Origin of the sequence: Telluria beijingensis, assembly GCF_030770395.1 — a bacterium.
GTDB classification, from domain to species: domain Bacteria; phylum Pseudomonadota; class Gammaproteobacteria; order Burkholderiales; family Burkholderiaceae_D; genus Telluria; species Telluria beijingensis.
Genome location: NZ_CP132480.1, coordinates 1,804,682 through 1,824,578 on the forward strand (window position 1 = coordinate 1,804,682; position 19,897 = coordinate 1,824,578).

The 19,897-nt window shown below is 63.9% G+C and carries 16 protein-coding genes; 5 read left to right on the forward strand and 11 right to left on the reverse strand.

Features of this window, described 5'->3' with window-relative positions; genetic code table 11:
- Positions 1–27: 27 nt before the first annotated feature.
- From rfbC to Q9246_RS08060, 5 genes are all read right to left on the reverse strand, one after another.
- Positions 28–573, reverse strand: coding sequence for a dTDP-4-dehydrorhamnose 3,5-epimerase (gene rfbC, locus Q9246_RS08040; protein WP_306398115.1), 546 nt, complete (start codon positions 571–573; stop codon positions 28–30).
- Complete coding sequence (gene rfbA / locus Q9246_RS08045; protein ID WP_306396797.1) at positions 573–1,466, reverse strand: glucose-1-phosphate thymidylyltransferase RfbA; 894 nt, start codon at positions 1,464–1,466, stop codon at positions 573–575. The genes rfbC and rfbA overlap by 1 nt, the downstream gene beginning before the upstream one ends.
- Positions 1,463–2,368 carry a dTDP-4-dehydrorhamnose reductase gene (gene rfbD, locus Q9246_RS08050; RefSeq protein ID WP_306396798.1) on the reverse strand — a complete coding sequence of 302 codons (906 nt, stop codon included), beginning with the start codon at positions 2,366–2,368 and terminating at the stop codon, positions 1,463–1,465. The genes rfbA and rfbD overlap by 4 nt, the downstream gene beginning before the upstream one ends.
- A 5-nt stretch (positions 2,369–2,373) precedes the next feature.
- Positions 2,374–3,441, reverse strand: a complete 1,068-nt coding sequence (rfbB, locus tag Q9246_RS08055) for a dTDP-glucose 4,6-dehydratase (RefSeq protein ID WP_306396799.1) — start codon at positions 3,439–3,441, stop codon at positions 2,374–2,376.
- A gap of 163 nt (positions 3,442–3,604) precedes the next feature.
- Entirely contained in the window at positions 3,605–6,181 is a 2,577-nt protein-coding gene (locus tag Q9246_RS08060) for an EAL domain-containing protein (RefSeq protein WP_306396801.1), read from the reverse strand.
- A 310-nt stretch (positions 6,182–6,491) separates the two neighbouring features.
- Here Q9246_RS08060 and Q9246_RS08065 point away from each other — a divergent pair, with 310 nt between their 5' ends.
- The 5 genes from Q9246_RS08065 to Q9246_RS08085 are packed head-to-tail and all read left to right on the forward strand — an operon-like array spanning position 6,492 to position 14,770.
- Positions 6,492–7,550, forward strand: a complete 1,059-nt coding sequence (locus Q9246_RS08065; RefSeq protein ID WP_306396803.1) for a M35 family metalloendopeptidase — start codon at positions 6,492–6,494, stop codon at positions 7,548–7,550.
- Positions 7,547–10,402, forward strand: a complete 2,856-nt coding sequence (locus Q9246_RS08070) for a type VI secretion system Vgr family protein (RefSeq protein WP_306396806.1) — start codon at positions 7,547–7,549, stop codon at positions 10,400–10,402. Before Q9246_RS08065 ends, Q9246_RS08070 begins: the two co-directional genes overlap by 4 nt.
- A gap of 11 nt (positions 10,403–10,413) precedes the next feature.
- Positions 10,414–12,681 carry a T6SS effector phospholipase Tle3 domain-containing protein gene (locus Q9246_RS08075; RefSeq protein ID WP_306396807.1) on the forward strand — a complete coding sequence of 756 codons (2,268 nt, stop codon included), beginning with the start codon at positions 10,414–10,416 and terminating at the stop codon, positions 12,679–12,681.
- Positions 12,678–14,480, forward strand: coding sequence for a type VI lipase adapter Tla3 domain-containing protein (locus Q9246_RS08080; protein ID WP_306396809.1), 1,803 nt, complete (start codon positions 12,678–12,680; stop codon positions 14,478–14,480). Before Q9246_RS08075 ends, Q9246_RS08080 begins: the two co-directional genes overlap by 4 nt.
- 23 nt (positions 14,481–14,503) lie before the next feature.
- Entirely contained in the window at positions 14,504–14,770 is a 267-nt protein-coding gene (locus Q9246_RS08085; protein ID WP_306396811.1) for a PAAR domain-containing protein, read from the forward strand.
- Position 14,771: 1 nt separating this feature from the next.
- On the opposite strand, the gene Q9246_RS08090 is transcribed toward Q9246_RS08085, so the two are convergent.
- The 6 genes from Q9246_RS08090 to flhF all read right to left on the reverse strand — a co-directional run bounded on the left by Q9246_RS08090 (position 14,772) and on the right by flhF (position 19,879).
- Positions 14,772–15,287, reverse strand: coding sequence for a hypothetical protein (locus tag Q9246_RS08090; protein ID WP_306396812.1), 516 nt, complete (start codon positions 15,285–15,287; stop codon positions 14,772–14,774).
- 98 nt (positions 15,288–15,385) lie between these two features.
- On the reverse strand, positions 15,386–16,141 hold the full coding sequence (gene motD / locus Q9246_RS08095; RefSeq protein ID WP_306396813.1) for a flagellar motor protein MotD: 756 nt from the start codon (positions 16,139–16,141) through the stop codon (positions 15,386–15,388).
- Between the two features lie 15 nt (positions 16,142–16,156).
- On the reverse strand, positions 16,157–16,900 hold the full coding sequence (locus Q9246_RS08100; RefSeq protein WP_306396815.1) for a flagellar motor protein: 744 nt from the start codon (positions 16,898–16,900) through the stop codon (positions 16,157–16,159).
- Positions 16,882–17,610 carry an RNA polymerase sigma factor FliA gene (locus Q9246_RS08105; RefSeq protein ID WP_306396817.1) on the reverse strand — a complete coding sequence of 243 codons (729 nt, stop codon included), beginning with the start codon at positions 17,608–17,610 and terminating at the stop codon, positions 16,882–16,884. The genes Q9246_RS08100 and Q9246_RS08105 overlap by 19 nt, the downstream gene beginning before the upstream one ends.
- A 48-nt stretch (positions 17,611–17,658) precedes the next feature.
- Positions 17,659–18,480, reverse strand: coding sequence for a MinD/ParA family ATP-binding protein (locus Q9246_RS08110; protein ID WP_306396819.1), 822 nt, complete (start codon positions 18,478–18,480; stop codon positions 17,659–17,661).
- Positions 18,473–19,879 carry a flagellar biosynthesis GTPase FlhF gene (gene flhF, locus Q9246_RS08115; RefSeq protein ID WP_306396821.1) on the reverse strand — a complete coding sequence of 469 codons (1,407 nt, stop codon included), beginning with the start codon at positions 19,877–19,879 and terminating at the stop codon, positions 18,473–18,475. The genes Q9246_RS08110 and flhF overlap by 8 nt, the downstream gene beginning before the upstream one ends.
- Positions 19,880–19,897: the final 18 nt, after the last annotated feature.

Below are 19,897 nucleotides of genomic sequence, written 5' to 3' on the forward strand. Positions count from 1 at the left end.
TGCAGGTATCGTCTATCGCTCGCGGCGTCAGCTGAACATTTCAGCATCCGCGAGCGAGGCGCCTTTCTCATCCTTGGTCGATACCAGCGGTTGATCCGATGTCGGCCACGCGATCGCCAGGCCTGGATCATTCCACGCGATGCACCGCTCGTATTCAGGCGCGTAGTAATTGGTCGTCTTGTACACAAACTCCGCCGACTCCGACAACACCAAAAACCCATGCGCAAACCCCTCCGGCACCCACATCTGCGCCTTGTTCTCCGCACTCAACACCTCCCCCACCCACTGCCCGAACGTCGGTGACGACCGCCTCAAGTCCACTGCCACATCGAACACGCTCCCTACCACCACCCGCACCAACTTCCCCTGCGGCTGCTTGATCTGATAATGCAACCCCCGCAGCACGTTATGCCCCGACTTCGAGTGATTGTCCTGCACAAACGTCACCTTGCGGCCAACCGCCTCTTCAAAGACATCCTGACGAAAGCTCTCATAAAAGAACCCACGCTCATCCCCGAACACACGCGGTTCAATCAACAAAACATCAGGAATAGCCAACCGTGTAAATCGCATCAAGACACCGATTCCTTCACCAGCCGCATCAAATACTGGCCATAACTGTTCTTCTTCATCGGCGCCGCCAACCCTTCAAGCTGTCCAGCATCGATCCATCCCTTGCGAAACGCGATCTCTTCCGGACAAGCCACCTTCAGCCCCTGCCGATGCTCGATCGTCGCGATGAACTGGCTCGCATCGAGCAGCGATTCGTGGGTGCCGGTATCGAGCCAGGCATAGCCGCGCCCCATGATCTCCACATGCAGCTTGCCCTGCTCCAGATACATGCGATTCAAGTCCGTAATCTCGAGCTCGCCGCGCGCCGACGGCTTCAGGGTACGCGCCATCTGCACCACATTCTCGTCGTAGTAATACAGCCCTGTCACCGCATAGTTGGATCGTGGCGCCAACGGTTTCTCCTCCAGGCTCACCGCCTTGCCCTGGCGATCGAATTCGATCACGCCATATCGCTCCGGATCCTGCACGTGATAGGCAAACACGCTGGCACAAGCGCTGCGCGCATCGGCCCGGTCCAGCAAGGTATTCAAACTGTGACCGTAGAACAGATTATCCCCCAGCACCAGCGCCGACGGCGCATTGCCCAGGAACCGGTCGCCGATCAAGAACGCCTGGGCCAGCCCATCCGGCGACGCCTGCTCGGCATACGACAAATTCAATCCCCAGCGCGCCCCGTCGCCCAGCAATTGCTGGAAACGCGGCGTATCCTGCGGCGTCGAAATGACGAGGATGTCGCGTATCCCTCCCAGCATCAAGGTGCTCAGCGGGTAATAAATCATCGGCTTGTCGAACACCGGCAGCAACTGCTTCGAGATCGCCAGGGTGGCCGGATGCAGCCGGGTACCGCTGCCGCCGGCCAGGATGATGCCTTTGCGTTTCACAGGTTCGCTCATGGATTTCCTTGCGCCGACAACTCGGCGATCAAACGGTCGACGTGATGGCGCCAGTCCGGCAGCGCCAGGCCGAACTGAGCGCAGAACTTGCTGCAATCGAGCCGCGAATTTGCCGGCCGCAGCGCCGACGTCGGATAGGCACTGGACGCAATCGGCAGCACCGCCTCCGGCCCCGCCTTCAATATCGCTCCATGCGCCTGGGCCTGCGCCAGCACATGGCGGCCATAGGCGTGCCAGGTCGTGCTGCCCGCCGCCGCCAGGTGGTAGGTGCCGGACAGTTCGTCGGCGTCTTTCCCCAGCCACGCGAGGCGATGCAGCGCCAGCGCGGTGGCATCAGCCAGCAATTCGGCGCCGGTCGGCGCGCCATGCTGGTCGGCCACCACGTTGAGCGTCTCGCGCTCTTTCGCCAGCCGCAGCATGGTTTTCGCAAAGTTGCCGCCGCGTGCAGCGAACACCCAGCTGGTGCGCAGGATCAGGTGGCGCGCGCCGCTGGCACGGATGCGCTGCTCGCCCTCGTACTTCGTGCGGCCGTAGACCGACAACGGATTAGCGGCATCCGTCTCGACCCAGGCGCTATCCTTCGTGCCGTCGAATACGTAATCGGTCGAATAGTGGACCAGCCAGGCGCCGCACGCGGCGGCCTCCTCGGCCAGCACGCCGGGTGCCAGTTCATTGCACGTCTGCGCGGCAAGCGCGTCGCTTTCGGCCCGGTCCACCGCCGTATAGGCCGCGGCATTGACGATCACGTCCGGGGCCTCGCTGCGCACCAGCACGCGCAACGATTCGGGGTCGGATAAATCGGCCTCGGCGCGGCCACAGGCGCGCACCGCACCCAGCGGCGCCAGCGCACGCTGCAACTCCCAACCCACCTGTCCATCCTTGCCGAGCAACAGGATCTTCATGCGCGTCACCGGCCGCCTTCGTACTGCCGGCCGATCCAATCGCGATAGGCGCCGCTCGTGACATTGCGCACCCAGTCGCCGTGCGTCAGGTACCATTCGACCGTCTTGCGGATGCCGGTTTCAAAAGTCTCGGCGGGCCGCCAGCCCAGCTCGCGCTCCAGTTTGCCGGCATCGATCGCATAGCGGCGGTCGTGACCGGGGCGGTCCTTCACGAAGGTCATTTGTTCGGCATACGATTGCCCGTCGGCGCGCGGCCGCAGTTCATCCAGGATCGCACACAGCGTGCGCACCACGTCGATATTCGCCTTCTCGTTACAGCCGCCCACGTTATACGTCTCGCCAATCCGCCCTTGCGCCAGCACGCGACGGATCGCGCTGCAGTGGTCAGTCACGTACAGCCAGTCGCGGATCTGCTGGCCGTCGCCGTAGATCGGCAGCGGCTTGCCCGCCAGGGCGTTGTGGATCACGAGCGGGATCAGTTTTTCCGGGAAGTGATACGGGCCGTAGTTGTTCGAACAGTTGGTCGTCAATACCGGCAGCCCATAGGTGTGGTGATAAGCGCGCACCAGATGGTCCGACGCGGCCTTGCTGGCCGAGTACGGGCTGTTCGGCTCGTAGCGGTGCTGCTCGTCGAATGCCGGTGCCTCGCAGGGCAGCGATCCATACACTTCGTCGGTCGACACGTGCAGGAAACGAAACGCCGCGCGCGCCTCGGCGTCCAGCCCGTTCCAGTAGGCCCGCACCGCTTCCAGCAGCTGGAACGTGCCGACGATATTGGTCTGGATGAAGGCGCCGGGGCCCTCGATCGAGCGGTCGACGTGGCTCTCGGCAGCCAGGTTCAGGACTGCCCGCACCCGGTGTTCGGCCAGCAGGCGCGCCACCAGGGCGGCGTCGCCGATGTCGCCGCGCACGAAGTGGTGGCGCGGATTGCCTTCCAGGCTGGCGAGGTTCTGGAGATTGCCGGCGTAGGTCAGCTTGTCGAGGTTGACGACTGGCTCATCGTGGTGGGCCAGCCAGTCGATGACGAAGTTCGAGCCGATGAAGCCCGCTCCGCCCGTCACGAGGATGGTCATTCCTGTGTTTCCTGGTAGAGGTGTAGATGCTCAGGCAGCGCCAGGGCGCCTGCCCGAGCCCGAGATAACCGCACCATTTTCGGCGCGATCCGGCAGGATTGTCAATCCGATAGCCATATGGCGGCATGCCTGGCGCGGCCGCCGCGCCATGGCGAGGCAGGTTTTACGCCGCCTTCACCGCCCGCAACATCACCTCGATCCCCTGCGGCTCCACCGGCCTGCTGAAACAATACCCCTGCATCTGGTCGCACCCATGCGCCTGCAGGAAAGCCAGCTGCTCCGACGTCTCCACCCCTTCCGCGATCACGTTCAGCTTCATCGAATGCGCCAGCGCGATCACCGCGTTCACAATGGCGGCGTCGTCCGCGTCGCGGGTCAGGTCGCTCACGAATGAGCGGTCGATCTTGAGGCTGTGGATCGGAAAGCGCTTCAGGCTCGCCAGGCTCGAATACCCTGTCCCGAAATCGTCGATCGCCAGCTGCACGCCCATGTTCGCCAACTGCGCCATGGTCTCGGCCGCCGCGCCCGGGTTCTGCATCAAGACGCTCTCGGTGATTTCCAGGGTCAGCCAGCGCGGATCGCAGCCGGTTTTATCGAGCAGCGCGGCCACGCGCTGGGCCACGTCCTGGCCCAGGAACTGGCGCGCCGACAGGTTTACGCTCACCCGCACCGGCGGCAGCCCCTGGCGCAGCCAGGCGACCTGCTGCGCCATCGCGGTCTCCAGCACCCAGTCGCCGATCGGGACGATCAGGCCGGTTTCCTCGGCCAGCGGGATGAAGTCGGATGGCGGCACCATCGGCCGGCCGCGCGGCTTCCAGCGCAGCAGCGCCTCCACGCCGCTCACGCGGCCGCTCGCGATGTCCACCACCGGCTGGTAGTGCAGCAGGAATTCCTGGCGCTGCAGCGCGCGTTGCAGCGCGCCTTCCATCCGCAGGTGGGCCACCGCATGGGCGCCCATGTCGGCCTGGTAGAAGCTGTAGTGGTTGCCGCCCGTGCCCTTCGACTGGTACATCGCGCTGTCGGCGCACTTGAGCAGCGTCGCCGCATCCAGGCCGTCGCGCGGGTACATCGCGATGCCGATCGAGCCGGTCGGGAAGACCTCTTGCCCGCACAGCAGCAGCGGCTGGAACAGGTTGCCGAGCAGCTTGTCGGCCACCTTGGCCGCGTCGCCCTCGCCGGCCAGCTCGGGCAGCACCACCACGAACTCGTCGCCGCCCTGGCGCGCCACCGTGTCGCTCTCGCGCAGGCTGCCGGCCAGGCGGCGCGCGATCTCCACGATCATGCGGTCGCCGGCGTCGTGGCCCAGGCTGTCGTTGACGTGTTTAAAGCGGTCCAGGTCGATGAACATCACCGCCACCTGGGTGCCGGCGCGGTGGGCGTGCACGATGGCTTGCGCCAGGCGGTCCTGCAGCAGCACCCGGTTCGGCAGGCCGGTCAGGGCGTCGTGGTTGGCCATGCGCAGCAGCGCCTCTTCGGCGCCCTTGCGGCGCGAGATGTCTTCCACCACCGCGATGAAGCGCGGGTTGCCGTTGGCGTCGCGCATCATCGAGACGCTCACGTTGACCCAGATCGGCGTGCCGTCGCGCCGCAGCAGGCGCCGCTCGCGCTGGTAGTCGCCGATCTCGCCGGCCTTCAGGCGCTTGGCCAGCGCCAGCTCCTCGGGCAGGTCTTCCTCGCAGGTCAGCTGCTGGAAGAAGCGCTGCAGCAGCTCCACCTCGGTGTAGCCAAGTATCTGCGCCATCTTGCGGTTCACCCGCAATAGCCGCCCGTCCGGGCCCAGCAGCACGATGCCCACCGCGGCCTGGCTGAAGGTGAGGCGGAAGAATTCTTCGCTCTCCTGCAGCCGCAGGCGCGCCTTGCGGCTGAAGGTGATGTCCTGGCCGATCAGCAGCAGCATGTGCTCGCCCGCCTGCTGGACCCGGCGCACATTGAACTCGACATAGCGCACGCCGTCGGCGCGGCCATCCAGCGTCACCAGCACGTGGTCTTGCGGCGCGCCGCTGCGCAGCGCCTCGTCGACGCGCGCCGCCAGCTCCGGCGCCGGCAGCAGTTGCTCGAGCTGGTGGCCGGCGGCGATCGCTTCTTCCGGCGCGCCGATCAGGTCGGCCATCGTGCGGTTCATCGAGCGCACCTTGCGGTCGGCATCGACCACCACCAGGCCGGCCGGCATGCCGTCGATGACCTGTTCGAGGTAGTTGCGGTTCTGGCGCACAGTGCGCTGGTCGGCGTGGGCGTAGGTGTCCAGCGCCAGGCCCATGTCGAAGCAGACCACTTTCAGCACCGCGTCCCAGGCCTCGGCGAAGCGCGCCGGGTCGTCCTGCAGCTTGTGCCACAGCATGCCGGACAGTTCGGACAGGTATTTGCGGTAGGCGCCGATATACCATTTCGGGTCAAGCCCGATGCGCTGATGGGCTGCGCCCACGCGCAGGCGTTCGTGGATGTAGGCGGCGCCATACTCGCCCGCCGTCAGGCTGCTGAAATACTCCGACTGCGCGCGCTGCAGGCGCGCCGTGGCGGCCTCGTCGCCCAGCAGCGCGCGCATGCGCGGGAAAGCCAGCAGGTGCTCATAAAAACTGTCCGAGAAGGCGACGCGTTCCTGCTCCAGCAGCCCGTGCACTTCGCGCAGGACGACGGCGTCGCGCTCGCCGAATTGCAGGAAAGCCTTGCGCGCCGCGATTTCCTCCTCGTCCAGGCCGATCTCGCGCGCGATGGCATCGATCGCTTGCTGCGTTTCCCTCACACCGCCCTCCCCGCCTGCAAGGCTTGCGGCAACCTGGTCATGCCACTTCTCATCTGGGTCATCATGGAACACGCCTCTGGCCAAGCTCCTTGACCAAGAATTAATAACTTGCTGGATATTTTAGTTTCATGATAGCAAAAGCATGCTTGCCGGTCTGTCACTTGTTTCAGGTCTGTTGTTTATTCGCCTTAGTGTGTGCCGAACAGTTAACCTGGTTTAAGGTGTTTATTGATGGACGTTGCACCAGCGCAAAATGTGGCACGGGGATGGGGCGAGAGTGGAACATCGCCATCCTCTCCAGGAGTCACCCATGTCCATCCGCCCGCTTCTTCCGCAGGCCGCCGTTGCGGTCCTGATCCTGTCCCTGTCGCCGATCGCCGCGGCGACCGTCGAGGTCACGCTCACCCCGCTGCAGCCAACCGTCGAACGCGGCCATGACGTCATGGTACGCGTCACCCTGACCAATGCCTCGACCACGCCCCAGCACCTGCTGCGCTGGCGCACGCCGCTCGACGGGGTGGAGTCGCCGCTGTTCGAAGTGCGCCGCGACGGCCAGCCGGTGCGCTACCTGGGGCGCCGCGTCAAGCGCGCGCCGCCGGGGCCGTCGGACTATGTGCGCCTGGATCCGGGCGCCACGCTCAGCAAGACGGTCGAGCTGTCCCGGCTGTATGAGATGAGCGTGACCGGCAGCTATACGATCCGCTACCGCAGCCCGGCCATGCCGGCGCCGGGCGTCGGCATCCAGGCGGTGGTGGGAGAATTGACCTCGAACCCGGTCAGCATCTTCGTCAACGGCCCCCTGCCGCGCGGCAGCAAGGTGGCCGGCATGGCGCCGGAGCCCGGCGGTGCGGGCCTGAGCTATGCCAACTGCTCCAACGCCCAGCAGGAACAACTGGTGACGGCCATGGATGCGGGACGGGCGATGACTGTCGACAGCCATGCCTACCTGACGTCGGGCAGGCAGTATGGCGAGCGCTACTCGACCTGGTTCGGGGCGCTGGACGCCGCGCGCGGCGCCAGGGTCACCGCCAATTTCACGGCCATCAAGGATGCGTTCGAAAATAAACCGGTCAAGGTCGATTGCGATTGCGACGAGCCGTATTTCGCGTATGTGTATCCGGCGCGGCCCTACACCGTGTGGGTGTGCCGGGCGTTCTGGGCCGCCGCCGTGACGGGCACCGATTCACGCGGCGGCACTCTGCTGCATGAGCTCAGCCATTTCGATGTGGTGGCGGCGACCGACGACCATGTGTACGGGCAGGCCGGCGCCGCCGAGCTGGCGCGCACGGCGCCGGAGCGGGCGATCAATAACGCCGATTCACATGAGTATTTTGGCGAAAATACGCCGGCCCAGCAGAAGGCGAAATGAAGCAGGAGGACCACGCAATGGCAAATCAAGCGGCATTCCTCGCGACCGATCTGGCGCATTACCGTCTCGACACACGCAACCGCCCGCTGCGGCTGGCGCTGGATCGGCCGCAGTCCAATGTGGATGCACTGCTACCACAGCGTGTCAGCGGCGTTGAGTCGGTCTGCGACGGCTTCGAGTTCCAGCTTCTTTGTATTTCCGAGAACGCATCATTACCGCTCAAGGAACTGATCGGCCTGCCTTGCGAGCTGCAGATCGTCACCGACCGGGGAAACCTGCGCCGGCTGTGCGGGATCATCACGGCAGCGGCATCCGGCCAGAGCGATGGCGGTATGGGGACCTACAAGCTGACAATGCGCGACGCACTGGCGGTCATGGACAAGAACCGCAATACACGCGTGTTTCGCGACAAAAGCGAACTGGACATCATCCAGTTGCTGATCTCCCAGTGGCAGAAAAGTAACCCGATCCTTGCATCGACTTTCGATGTCCAGACTGCGCCCGGGCTGCTTAACCGTCAATTTCCACGGCGATCTCAGACCATGCAATACAACGAGTCGGATGCGGAATTCATACGCCGTCTGATGCAGCGGCGCGGTATAGCCTGGTTCTTCCGTCCCGGCCTTGCCAAGGCGGATCGCGCGGTGGGCGCCCATGCTCCGGCCAGGATTGGCCACACGCTGGTGCTGTTCGATGGCACCGTGGACCTCGGGCGCAATGCAGCCGGCAGCATACGCTTCCACCGCGATGCCGCTACCGAGCAACGCGATGCGATCACTGGCTGGAGTGGCGAGCGCCAGCTCGTCCCCGGCAGCACCACGCTGCACAGCTGGGACTACCTGAATCCCGGTGGCGCCACCTATATGACAGCCAGTTCGCCTTCCCATGCCGACCAGGGCACGACCGGCAACAGGCTGGCTGCCGCCCTCGACGACTATCGAATGACCTCACCTCACCTGGGTGATGACCATCGCGATCTGGTCATGCTCGGCGATATGGACATGGCGCGCTACGAATATGCCTCCAAATGCTTCCATGGCGAAGGTGCTGTGCGCGATCTGGCGGTTGGGGAATGGTTCAGTTTCGAGGGGCATCCCGACATCGACACCCATCCTGCCGCAGAGCGCGAGTTCGTGCTGACCTCGCAGCGCATCGCGGCTGCCAATAACTTGCCCGCAGAACTTGGGGCACGCGTCGAACGGCTGTTCGCGCGCAGCGGCTGGGATAGCGCAGAGCACGCCGGCACGGCTGGCGGCGAGCAGGCACGGCTACGTTACTGGACGAGGTTCACCTGCGTGCGTCGCAGCGTGCGCATTGTCCCTCCCCCGCCAATCCTGCCGTCGCCGCAGTTGCAGACCGCCATCGTGGTCGGCCCCGGGAACGAAGAAGTATGGTGCGACCATCTTGGCAGGGTCAAGATTCGCTTCCCGGCGACCCGGATCGAGGATCACGCTCACGCAGCCGGCGCGGGCAGCTCGGATTCCGACAGCGACTCGGCATGGGTACGCGTCTCTTCCGGTTGGGCCGGCAATGGCCTCGGGTCCGGCAGTCAATGCGGCGCCCGGCTGTTGCCGCCAGTCGGCGCCGAAGTCCTCGTCGCCTTCGCCGGTGGCGATCCGGACAAGCCGGTCATCGTCTCGCAGGTATATAACGGCGCTGCCCCGCCACCACGGTTCCGGCATGAGGACGATTTGCCCGACAGCCGCCACCAGTCTGGCCTGCGTAGCCGCGAAGTGCGGGGAGAGCGCGGTAACCAGTTGCGACTGGACGATACGTCCGGCCAGATCAGCGCGCAACTGGCCAGCGATCACGCCGCGACCGAGCTTAACTTGGGTTATCTCACCGAACCGCGGCGCCAGGGCGGCGCTGCAGCGCGCGGCGAAGGCGCAGAGCTGCGCACGAACGAAGCGATCGCATTGCACGCGGCCCGCGGCATCCTGCTCAGCGCCTGGAAGCTGCTTGGTGGTGCTGGTAGCAAAGGCGATCAACTGGCGCGCGACGACTACCTGGATCTGCTGCGTGAGTGCGGTGATCTATGTGTCTCACTTGGCAATTATGCGTCCGAACATAAGGGCCTCGCGATCGATAACAAGGAACAGGAAGCGCTGCTGGAACGGTTCGAGCAATGGGAGGACGGCAGCAACACCAGGCCGAAGGCAACGCAAGCGGGCGAGCCAGTGATCGCCATGACCTCGCCCGCCGGAATCGGCTTCGCCAGTTCGAAGGCGATCGTCAGCTATGCGGGCAGTAACCTGGACGGCGTGGCACAACAGCACTTGCAACTCACGGCGGGCCAGCGTTTTACGGTCAATGCGGGCAAGGGCGTGTCGCTGTTCGCGCATCATGGCGGCCTGCACGCAATCGCCCACAACGGCAAGCTGTTGATGCAGAGCCAGCACGATGACACGGCGATCGACTCGGCCAGGAATATGCAGCTGACGGCCACCGAAGGCACGGCGACCATCTCGGCCAAGGTGATCCTGCTGGTGGCGGCGGATGGATCGTTCCTCAAGCTGGGCGATGGGCCGCCGGTCCTGGGCAGCAAGGCGCCACTCAAGTTCCATGCCCCGGAGTTTACCTTCGATGGGCCGCAGTCCATGGCCGCGCAGTTTCCGGAATTCGGCGAAGGCGGTGCGGATCAACGCCTGGAGCTGCGCTATCCGCGGGGCGTGTCGGAAGATGGGAGCGAGCAGCCGCTCGGGGCGCTCGTCAAGGACATGAAGATGCAGGTGTCGCTCAGCGACGGCAGCAGCCTGGACGCGCGCAGCGACGAGGAAGGCAAGTCGGAACTGCTCGCACGCGATGCGATGCACATGGCCGACATCGTCCTGTCGCGCGGTGGGGATCGATAACGGAGAGACCGATGTCCGGAAAAAACTATCCGAAACCTGAATACACCCTCAAGCGCACGAGCGCGGTGTTGCAACCGGGCCGTACCCGCGACAAGGTGATCGAGGTGCCGCGCGAACAGCCTTGCAACATCATCGTGGTGCATGGCGTGAACGACGTGGGCACCGGCTACTGCGAAGTCGAGGAAGGATTGTGCGCAGGGTTGCAAGACCGGCTGCTGCGCCGGTTCAAGCCCGCCGCCTACAAGATGCCCGGCGCGGACGACAAGAAGGTCGCACTGGAAGATCCCGATGCGGTGTTCTTCAAACGCAGCGTGGCGACCGATACCGACAGCCCCGTGATTCCATTCTACTGGGGCTATCGCGAAATCAAGGATGCGTCCAAGACCGTGAATGGTCAGAAGACCGACCGCAACGGTAATCGTCTCGACAAGGACTTGTCCAAGGGCGGCGGGCCGTTCGGCAATGCCACCAGCAGCCTGCCCGATATGTGGAACCGCGGTGTGTACGCCCCACACGATCCGGTCGGCGATCCACTCAGGCCCGTCAAGACGGGACCGGGGCGCATGTACATGGTCCTGGCCGCGCGCCGCCTGGCGGCGCTGGTGACGATGATCCGGCAATACGAGCCAGAGGACACCGTCAACATCGTCGCGCACAGCCAGGGTTGCCTGCTGAGCCTGCTCGCCCAGGCACTCCTGATGGAGATGGGCGAGCGCACCGCCGATACGCTCGTCCTCACTCATCCTCCGTACAGCCTCGATGAGGAAATGGGCCTGCTGATGAAAGGACTGACCCACTTCCAGGGTGACAAGGACCAGGCGATGAACGACTTCTACGCCCTGATAGAAGGCCGGCAAAGCATCGATGCACGGTTGCAGACGTTGATCAACATCGTCAGCGGCGTGGCGAAGTGCAAGGCGTCAGAACCGGTGTTTGGCCGAATCAGCGAGGGCGACAGTGGAGGCATGGTCCACGGCCACTGGAAGCCTGACGGCGATCGTGATAACCGCGGCAAGGTCTACCTGTATTTCTGCCCGGAAGACATGACCGTGGCACTCGACAATATGCGGGGTATCGGCTGGCAGGGCGTGCCCGATTCGGTCACCGATACCCGCCAGCGAACCACGGCAATGGCTGGGGTAATGGCGAGCAAGGCGAGTCATGGCGCTCCCAGTGCGCTGTTGCACGCAACGCGCAATGCGCTGGGCGATCTTGGACCGATGTTCGGCCAACGGGTGTTCACTGCCAAACACCGGACCGCGCCTGGGGCTGGCACGCCTGGTCCGGTGCTGGTCGGACGGCCACCCCACGATTTCACTCTGCGCCTTCGGGGAGAGGACGATCACGCACATGTCGCCGCCAGTGGCCGCGACATGCGCGAATCGCTGCCGATGGTGCGCACGCCTGGCATCCAGGGCAATGCATCCGGGGCGGAACGCTATGGGATCAGGAGGATCAATGGCGAGGCGCTCAAGACGCCTTTTCAGGCAGATCTGCGCGGAGGACAAATCGACGGCGACAAGATTCCGGCCAGTTCCAGGCAGGGAGGCCTCAAGCCGGAGGAATGGGGGCCGTGCGACGAAGTCGATCCCATTGATGCCGCGATCGCCATTACCAGTGGCGCCGGCTTGCAGGTCAGGCGCGAGGTGCTGCCAGCGTCTATGAGCGAAGCGGCAAGCAGCCGCCGCATCGGTCCGGTGGTTGGCGACGATCTGAAGAAATTGGAAGACGCATATAACCGGCTGAAGAAAGTCGATGCCAACAAGCCTGACGATATGTACCGGATTCTTGCGGGCAGACGCCACAATGATCAGTCCGTTGTGGCTGACGTGCAGGAAAGTCCCAATGCGGCAAGGGTGCGCTGGCAGCATGAATACAGCCCGAAGTCTTTTCATAGCGCGATCTTTGCCAGCCGCAAGAATCATCGGCATGTGACGGCTTATGACCTGTCGATTGGGAGTGGAAAGGCCGTGAGTGATCCCCTGTTTCGTGACTACTTGTGCGCGGTAGCAGACTGGCGGCTCCAAATACTGAATTCGGAAACCCGCCCTCGTTCCGGCATATTGACCTGGAACGCCTTTCTCAGTCTTTTCAGTTCGTACTATGCAAACGAACCTGATTGGCGCAAGCAGCTTATTCATGGTAATGCGAGGTATTACAGTGAAGGAGTGCTCCCATCCGGACTTCCTCTGCTAACCGGGAAACTCTGGGACATCGTCATCTCGGAAACAACATCGGGCAAGCGTGTCTCGGCGACCGTCGTGAAAGGGAAGTCATGATCGAAATTGAGGATTGCAAGAGCAGACCACCCAAGAAATGGAAATACATTCTGGGCGCATTTATCACATTCCCATTTCTATTCCTTCTTTGGATTTTTTTTGATTTCCGGGTACTGCGTCCGGAACTTGCCAACATTGACGTGGGGACGACGATGGATAAAGTACGCTGGTTCGGCATTCCGATCCTGTTTGTAACGATCCTGTTCGGTGGCAAGTGGTTGATAGACGCTTACGATGCACATGAGCGAAAGGGTAAATGGAAAATTAAGGTCCAATTACTTGAGGAGCAAGATGCACGCGAGAGGATATCCGAGCAATCCAGACGCGAATATGTACTTGAAGTGCTACGCGTGGGAATAACGGTTGAGAAATACCGTCAAGGAAAATTATGGCACGCACTACAGCAAGGTGAGCCTCACAGCAGTATTCGCGAGCCTGACCCCAAAAAATACCCATGGACCGATCTCGATAAAATGGGCCAGACAGGTGACCGTTCCTGCGACGCGCTTGAGAACGGCGCCGACGCATCGCCCATGTTCTGGGGTGTGCCTTCCATGTATGCCGGCGGACCGATTGACAATCCCAAGTACAAGCCAAGCGACGTTTCGCCCAAGGCTGGACTCGCCGCTAGCGCCGACGGAACCGGCATGGCCTGGCATTTGTTCGCCATCGGCCCGTGGGCCCTTTCGGAGCGCCCAGATCAATTGCTGGAACAAGCATTCACATTCTTCGATGCGTATCCTGACCTCCCCTATCTCGTGCTGATGAGCACCGAAAGTGATGCAGAGCGGGATGACAGGCAGTTGCCCGATATGGACCGCCGCGTCCAAACTGGTCACTACATTCCGGAATACTCCGATGCCAGTGCGGTCCTCATTCTTGCCCGCAGAGAGCGAGTAGAACCGCTTCGCCCCTATGTCTGGGACGACCCGGACAACGACTACCTGCAGGAAAACCTACGGCGCATGTACATCCGGCTTGAAAAGACAGTTCCAATGCGCAAAGAGCTGAAAGACGAATTCCCTGGAATGAGCCGGCAACCCACCGTTGCCGAATGGCTCCCCGCCGCCGCCGAATTCGCCAAGCGCCCCGTCTTCGAGAAAGAAGACGGCACGTTGCTCGACTCCTTCAAACGCTGGAAAAACCATCCGCCGAAGGACTGGAAACCGACCCCCTGGTTCCCGCTTCCCTGGAACCGCAACCAGATGGACACCTTCGACCGGCTCCCTTCGCTGGGATTCGTGCACCGTCCCGTCTTCGTCAAATTCGAGGATGAGCAAGGGCAGCCAATCACACGCCGCGATGCGCGCCAGAAAATCCTCGAAGCAGGCTGGCAGCAAGCGCTGCTGACCTTGCCGGCAGCACGTCGGACGAAAGGCCCGGCCCGCATCATCGCCGCCTTCAACAACAACACCGAGCAACGCATCGCGCTGGAAGGCATGCTGCACAGCTATGCAGCCCAAGGCGGCCCCGAGATCGACAGCGGCAAGACTTCACAATTCATCAATACCGACAGCCGCATGGGCAACACCGGCGCAGCAACCTTCTTCGTACAGATGGCGGTCGGCGTCATGGGCAGCTATATCGACGGTGGACCGTCGGCCGCCATCAACCTGCGCGACCCGACTGGCGCCAGCATCGTCTTCATCAGCCCACCGAGCGACGAGAACCGCCAGAAGCAAGGCGCGAATGTATTCAGGCACATGGTTGAACCGTCGATCGACCCGAAAAACTATGAGCCGCCGACCGTCGCGGCAGTCATGGGCATGCAAGCGGAGACGAGCGATACGGCAAACTAATCTGCAATCGGGGAGCAACCATCATGCGCAATATCGTCAGGCTCGGGGACGCCACGTCCCATGGCGGAAAAGTCATCAGTGCCAGTGCACGCCACCTCAAGGTCGGCGGCATTGCGGTCGCCTGCGTCGGTGACACCTGCAGTTGCCCGATCCCCGGCCACAACGGCTGCAAGATCGCCACCGGCTCCGATCATCACAAAGTCGATGGCAAGGCGGTCGCCTTCCATGGCGACAAGACCAGCTGCGGCGCGTCCCTGATCGCCAGCGCCGCGAACTGCAAGACGCCTTAGATCAGTTGGCGCCCGGGCGCGCGGTAAACGAAAACTTCACCGGCAACGCCGGACTGCTCTTGATGCTGGCCGCGTCGAGCCTGCCCAGGCTGGACAGCCACGGCCCCGCATAGCGGATCTCGTAACTGTGCTGCCCCGGCTTGAACGCATATGCCTGGGTGATGTCGATCGTGTTCAGGTGGGTGGTCTGCGGCTTGACCTCGAGGTAGTCGGCCGGCCCCAGCGGGGCGCGCTTGACCATGCGGCCGGTATACGCCACTTCTGCCTGCGGCGTGCGCAAGTCGAAGCGCGGGGCGCTCAGGTCGTCGCCCAGGGCGATCTCGCGCGGGATCCACACCGACTGGTCGCCGCGGTTCTCGATCAGCACCCGCACCTTGACCGACTTGGTCCCGGTCTCGACTTCGAGCCTGTGATGCACATTCACCTTGGCCTCCACGGCCTTGACCGCGCCGGCCAGTCCGCCCAGCGCCAGCAGCGTCGCCAGCACAGTAGCTGGCATGCTTCGTTTGACATGCATCTTGCCTCCTTCCGACACGGGGCCACACGGTTTCAAGAAACGACTTGCCGCACACGCGACAAGCGCCTTCCGATTATGACACGAGTAGTCTGTACAGTTCAGGGCAGTATGTTACCGCCTGTTTCAGGCAGGGCCGCCAGGATCGTCACCGCCACCCGCCGGTTGCGCGTCTGCCCTTCCACATCGGTGTTCGGCGCCACCGGCCGCGTATCGGCGAAGCCGATCGCCGACAGCCGCGGCGGCTGCAGGCCGTTGTCGATGAACAGCCGCACCACGCTGGCCGCGCGCGCCGTCGACAGTTCCCAGTTCGATGGATAGATCGTGCTGGCGATCGGCACGTCGTCGGTATGCCCCTCGACCTCGATGCGGTGGGTATCTTCTTTCAGCAGGCCCGCCACCGCGCCCAGCACCTCGCGCGCTTCCGGATCGAGCACGGCCTGGCCCTGCTCGAACAGCACGCTGGCATTGATCTCGACGCTGATGCCGCGCGCATTCTGCGTCACCCGCACCTGGCCCGACTTCACCAGCGGCAGCAGGGTCGCCGACAGGTCGCGCGCCATCACGCCCATTCGCTCCTGCTCGCGGCGCGCGGCCTCGTTGCGCTTGCGGTTGATGATGTGCGACAGCGGCAGCACCGGTTCCACATTGGTGTTCACTTGCGTGGCCGCCCCGCGCCCGCCGAAGGCGTCGCCCAGGGCGTCGGACAGCACCTGGTATTTACCTTCGTTGACGATGGAGATCGCATACATCACCACGAAGAAGGCGAACAGCAGCGTGATCAGGTCGGCGTAGGAGATCAGCCAGCGCTCGTGGTGCTCTTGCGGGACGTCGTCGTCGTAGCGCTTGCGGGCCATGACTTCCCTCCCCGCTCAGTGGCGCGCCAGCAGGCTGGCGACGCGCTCGTCGACCACGCGGCCATGGTCGCCGCTGGCGAGATCGGAGAAGACTTCCGCCAGGATCTCGTACTGCGAGACCTTGTCGTTGACGATGGCCTTCAGCTTGTTGCCGACCGGGTAGAAGAACAGGTTGGCCAGGCCGACGCCGTACACGGTCGACACAAAGGCGACCGCGATGCCGGAACCCAGGCGCGCCGGGTCGGACAGGTTTTCCATCACGTGGATCAGGCCCAGCACGGCGCCCAGGATGCCGATCGTCGGCGAATAGCCGGCCGCCGATTCCCAGATGCGCGCCGCCTGGCGCTGGGCGAATTCATAGCCGTTGATCTCGTGCTCCAGCAGGCTGCGCAGTTTATCCGGCGCGATGCCGTCCACCACCAGCCGCAAGCCCTTGGCCACGAAGGGGTCGGCCTTGGCCATATACTGTTCCAGCGACAGCAGGCCGTCGCGGCGCGCCGTCTGGCTCCACAGGGTGATGTCGCGCGACAGTTTCTGGCGACCGTTCCTGGGCGGCATGAAGACCCAGCGCAGCATGCCCAGGCCGCGCAGGAAGGTGCGCGACTCGCTCTGCAGCAGCACGGCGCCGAAGGTGCCGACGACGACAATGGCGAACGCGGCCGGCTGCATCAGCGATGCGAACCTGCCGCCGTCCAGCGTGTAACCGAGGAAGATGCCGGCAATCGCCAGCACCAGGCCGACTACGCTGGCCCAGTCCATATATGCTCCCGCAAGGTGGTGCGCAGGCGCGCAACGGCTTGCGTGTGCAACTGCGACACGCGCGATTCGCTGACGCCCATGACGGCGCCGATTTCCTTCAGGTTCAGCTCTTCTTCGTAGTACAGGCCCATCAGGAGCTTCTCGCGCGGCGGCAGGTTGTCGATGGCCTCGATCACCGCGTGGCGGAAGTCGGTTTCCATCAGGCCGCGCAGCGGGTCGCTGTCGTCCACCGCATAGCGGTCGAGGAAGTTGCCGTCGCCATCGTCGTCATGGAAGTCTTCGTAATAGACCAGCTGGTGGCCGCCCGAGTCGGCCAGCATTTCCTGGTAATCCTCGAGCGAGAGCTTGAGCGATTTCGCCACTTCGGATTCGCTCGGCGGCCGGCCCAGGCGCTGCTGCAGCTCGTGCATCGCGCTCTCGACCTTGCGCATGTTCTGGCGCGTGCTGCGCGGCATCCAGTCGCTGCTGCGCAGCTCGTCCAGCATGGCGCCGCGGATGCGCAGCACCGCATAGGTCTCGAACTGCGCGCCGTGGTTGTCTTCGTAGCGGTTGATCGCGTCCAGCAGGCCGATCATGCCGGCTTGCACCAGGTCATCCACTTCCACCGAAGGCGGCAGCTTGGCCTTCATGTGGTGGGCAAGGCGCTTTACCAACGGCATATGCTCCGTCAGCAAAGAATTCTTGTCCGCTTTCCCTTTGACCGTGTACATGCTGGTGTGAGTCTTTTCTGTGCTTGTGCTGTAAGTTGTCGTTGTCGATCAAGAACCGAAGTGGCCCGCGCTGCCCTGCTTGCCCAACTGCGGCATGGCGTGCAGTGCGAACTTGCCTGCCAGCTGGCGAAACGCCACCGAGGCGCCAGCCAGCGGGAAGGCGTCGACCACGGCCCGGCCCAGGCGCGCGGCCCGGTGCAAGTACTCGTCGGCCGGCACCGAGCCCATGAAACTGAGCTTGACGGCAAGGTAACGTGTTGCTGCTGCTGACATATTATCGTATACCACCTTGGCCTCTGCCTCTGTCGCACCGGTAACGAGAATGCCGAAGGGGCGGCGGCCCAGTTCCATCGACAGCCGTTTCACCAGGGAATACGCATTCGTGATCGAGGCCGCGCTGGTGGACACCTGCACCACGATCTCGGACTCAAGCATCGCGGCCACCGGGAAATCGCCGTCCGGGCCGAGTTCCGCATCCACGATCACGATGCCGGATTGCAGCGCCAGCACGTCGAAGGTATTGCCCAGGCGGCGCGCCTCGGTCGCCGTTTCGGGCGCGCCCATCGGCACCACCGAGAAGCCCTGCGGCGCGGGGCGGATCACCTGGTTGAGCGCGCTTTCCTGGCGCGCCACCTGCAGCAGCGAGGCGCTGCGGTTCAGGCCGAGGCGGCGCGCGACGCCATACTCGACTTCGCAGGCGTCGACGATCAGCACTTCGTTGCCGGTCTGGGCCAGCGAAGCGCCCAGGTTGACCAGCATGGCGCCCTTGTCGTCTTCGGGCGTGGCGGAGAGAAACGTGACCACGCGCGGACGCGGGCCTTGCAGCATGCGGCGCAGGCCTTCGGCCTGGTCGAAGTCGAAACTAGCCAAGGTTCACCTCGCGTGCGCCGGCGGTTTGGGCTGCGGCCATCATCAGCGGCAGGTCAGTATCGGCAAACTGCGCATTGGTGGCGTTGGCGCGGTTGCGGAAGGCGCGGTCCACCAGCAGGTTGCGGTCGGCCACGTGCAGGTCTTCCGGCACGCGCTGGCCGTTCGAGATGTAGTGCAGGTTCAGCTTCTGGCGCACCACGACGTCGAGCACGCCGCCGATCGAGGCGGCTTCGTCCATCTTGGTCATGATCGCGCCGTGCAGGCCGCTGCCCTGGTAGGCGCGCACCACTTCGTTCAGCGTTTCGTTGGTCGAGGTCGAATTCAGGCACAGCAGGCGCTTCACCTCGGCGCCCGAGCTCGACAGCATCGCGACCTGCTCGGCCACCATGTGGTCGCGCTGCGACATGCCGATGGTGTCGATCAGCACGGTGTGCTTGTTGCGCAGTTCCTTCAGGGCGATGCGCAGGTCGGCTTCGTCCTTCACCGAGTGCACCATCACGCCCAGGATCTTGCCGTAGATGCGCAGTTGCTCGTGGCCGCCGATACGGTAAGCATCGGTGGTGATCAGGGCCAGCTTGTCCGGGCCGTGGCGCATCACGCAGCGCGCGGCCAGCTTGGCGGTGGTCGTGGTCTTGCCGACGCCGGTCGGGCCGACCAGGGCGTACACGCCGCCCTGCTCGAGCAGCGCGTCTTCGTTGCCGATGGTGGTCAGGTTGCGGGCCAGCACGGTCTTGACCCAGCGCATGGCTTCGGCGGCATCCTTGGTCGCCGGCATTTTTTCAATGAGATAGCGCGCCAGGGTGGCCGAGAAACCGGCGGCCAGCATCTCGCGCAGCACGGCGGCCTTCTGCGGCTCGCGCTGCGAGGTGGCGTTCCACGACAGTTCGGCCAGTTGGCTTTCCATCATGCCGCGCATGGCGCGAATCTCGCTCATCATCCCGTTCATTTCGGCGGCGGCCGATTCCTTGGCCTGGGCGATGGCGGCGCTCATCATCGAGGTCATGGCGCTCATGTCGATGGTCGGCTCGGCGGCCGGAGCGCGGCGCTCGGCGTAGGTCGGGGCGGCTTCGGCGTAGGCTTGGGCGGCTTGCTTTGGCGCGGCGAAGGCCGGTGCGGCCGGCGCGGCTTGCACTGGCGCGCTGTCCTGCAGCCGACGCGACAAGAATGGCGCGGGGGCCGGCAGCTCGTCCAGGTGCTGCAGCTGCGGGGCCGGCTGGGCCATGTCGGAGTCGGCGGCCGGGGCGGCCAGCGAAGCCACGTCGTCATTGTCCAGCGCCAGGATCTCGACCTGGCCGTCGACTGGACGGTTGGAGAGGATGACGGCATCCGGCCCCAGGGCTTCGCGCACCTTGCGCAATGCATCTCGGGAAGTTGCTGCCGTAAATTTCTTCACCTTCATCTGGTTCTCCGCGCTTCA

What these genes read in the sequence shown, in the direction of transcription:
- rfbC (WP_306398115.1), bottom strand. Translation starts at nt 573, where the DNA reads ATGCGATTTACACGGTTGGCTATTCCTGATGTTTTGTTGATTGAACCG.
- rfbA (WP_306396797.1), bottom strand. Translation starts at nt 1,466, where the DNA reads ATGAGCGAACCTGTGAAACGCAAAGGCATCATCCTGGCCGGCGGCAGC.
- rfbD (WP_306396798.1), bottom strand. Translation starts at nt 2,368, where the DNA reads ATGAAGATCCTGTTGCTCGGCAAGGATGGACAGGTGGGTTGGGAGTTG.
- rfbB (WP_306396799.1), bottom strand. Translation starts at nt 3,441, where the DNA reads ATGACCATCCTCGTGACGGGCGGAGCGGGCTTCATCGGCTCGAACTTC.
- Q9246_RS08065 (WP_306396803.1), top strand. Translation starts at nt 6,492, where the DNA reads ATGTCCATCCGCCCGCTTCTTCCGCAGGCCGCCGTTGCGGTCCTGATC.
- Q9246_RS08070 (WP_306396806.1), top strand. Translation starts at nt 7,547, where the DNA reads ATGAAGCAGGAGGACCACGCAATGGCAAATCAAGCGGCATTCCTCGCG.
- Q9246_RS08075 (WP_306396807.1), top strand. Translation starts at nt 10,414, where the DNA reads ATGTCCGGAAAAAACTATCCGAAACCTGAATACACCCTCAAGCGCACG.
- Q9246_RS08080 (WP_306396809.1), top strand. Translation starts at nt 12,678, where the DNA reads ATGATCGAAATTGAGGATTGCAAGAGCAGACCACCCAAGAAATGGAAA.
- Q9246_RS08085 (WP_306396811.1), top strand. Translation starts at nt 14,504, where the DNA reads ATGCGCAATATCGTCAGGCTCGGGGACGCCACGTCCCATGGCGGAAAA.
- Q9246_RS08090 (WP_306396812.1), bottom strand. Translation starts at nt 15,287, where the DNA reads ATGCATGTCAAACGAAGCATGCCAGCTACTGTGCTGGCGACGCTGCTG.
- motD (WP_306396813.1), bottom strand. Translation starts at nt 16,141, where the DNA reads ATGGCCCGCAAGCGCTACGACGACGACGTCCCGCAAGAGCACCACGAG.
- Q9246_RS08100 (WP_306396815.1), bottom strand. Translation starts at nt 16,900, where the DNA reads ATGGACTGGGCCAGCGTAGTCGGCCTGGTGCTGGCGATTGCCGGCATC.
- Q9246_RS08105 (WP_306396817.1), bottom strand. Translation starts at nt 17,610, where the DNA reads ATGTACACGGTCAAAGGGAAAGCGGACAAGAATTCTTTGCTGACGGAG.
- flhF (WP_306396821.1), bottom strand. Translation starts at nt 19,879, where the DNA reads ATGAAGGTGAAGAAATTTACGGCAGCAACTTCCCGAGATGCATTGCGC.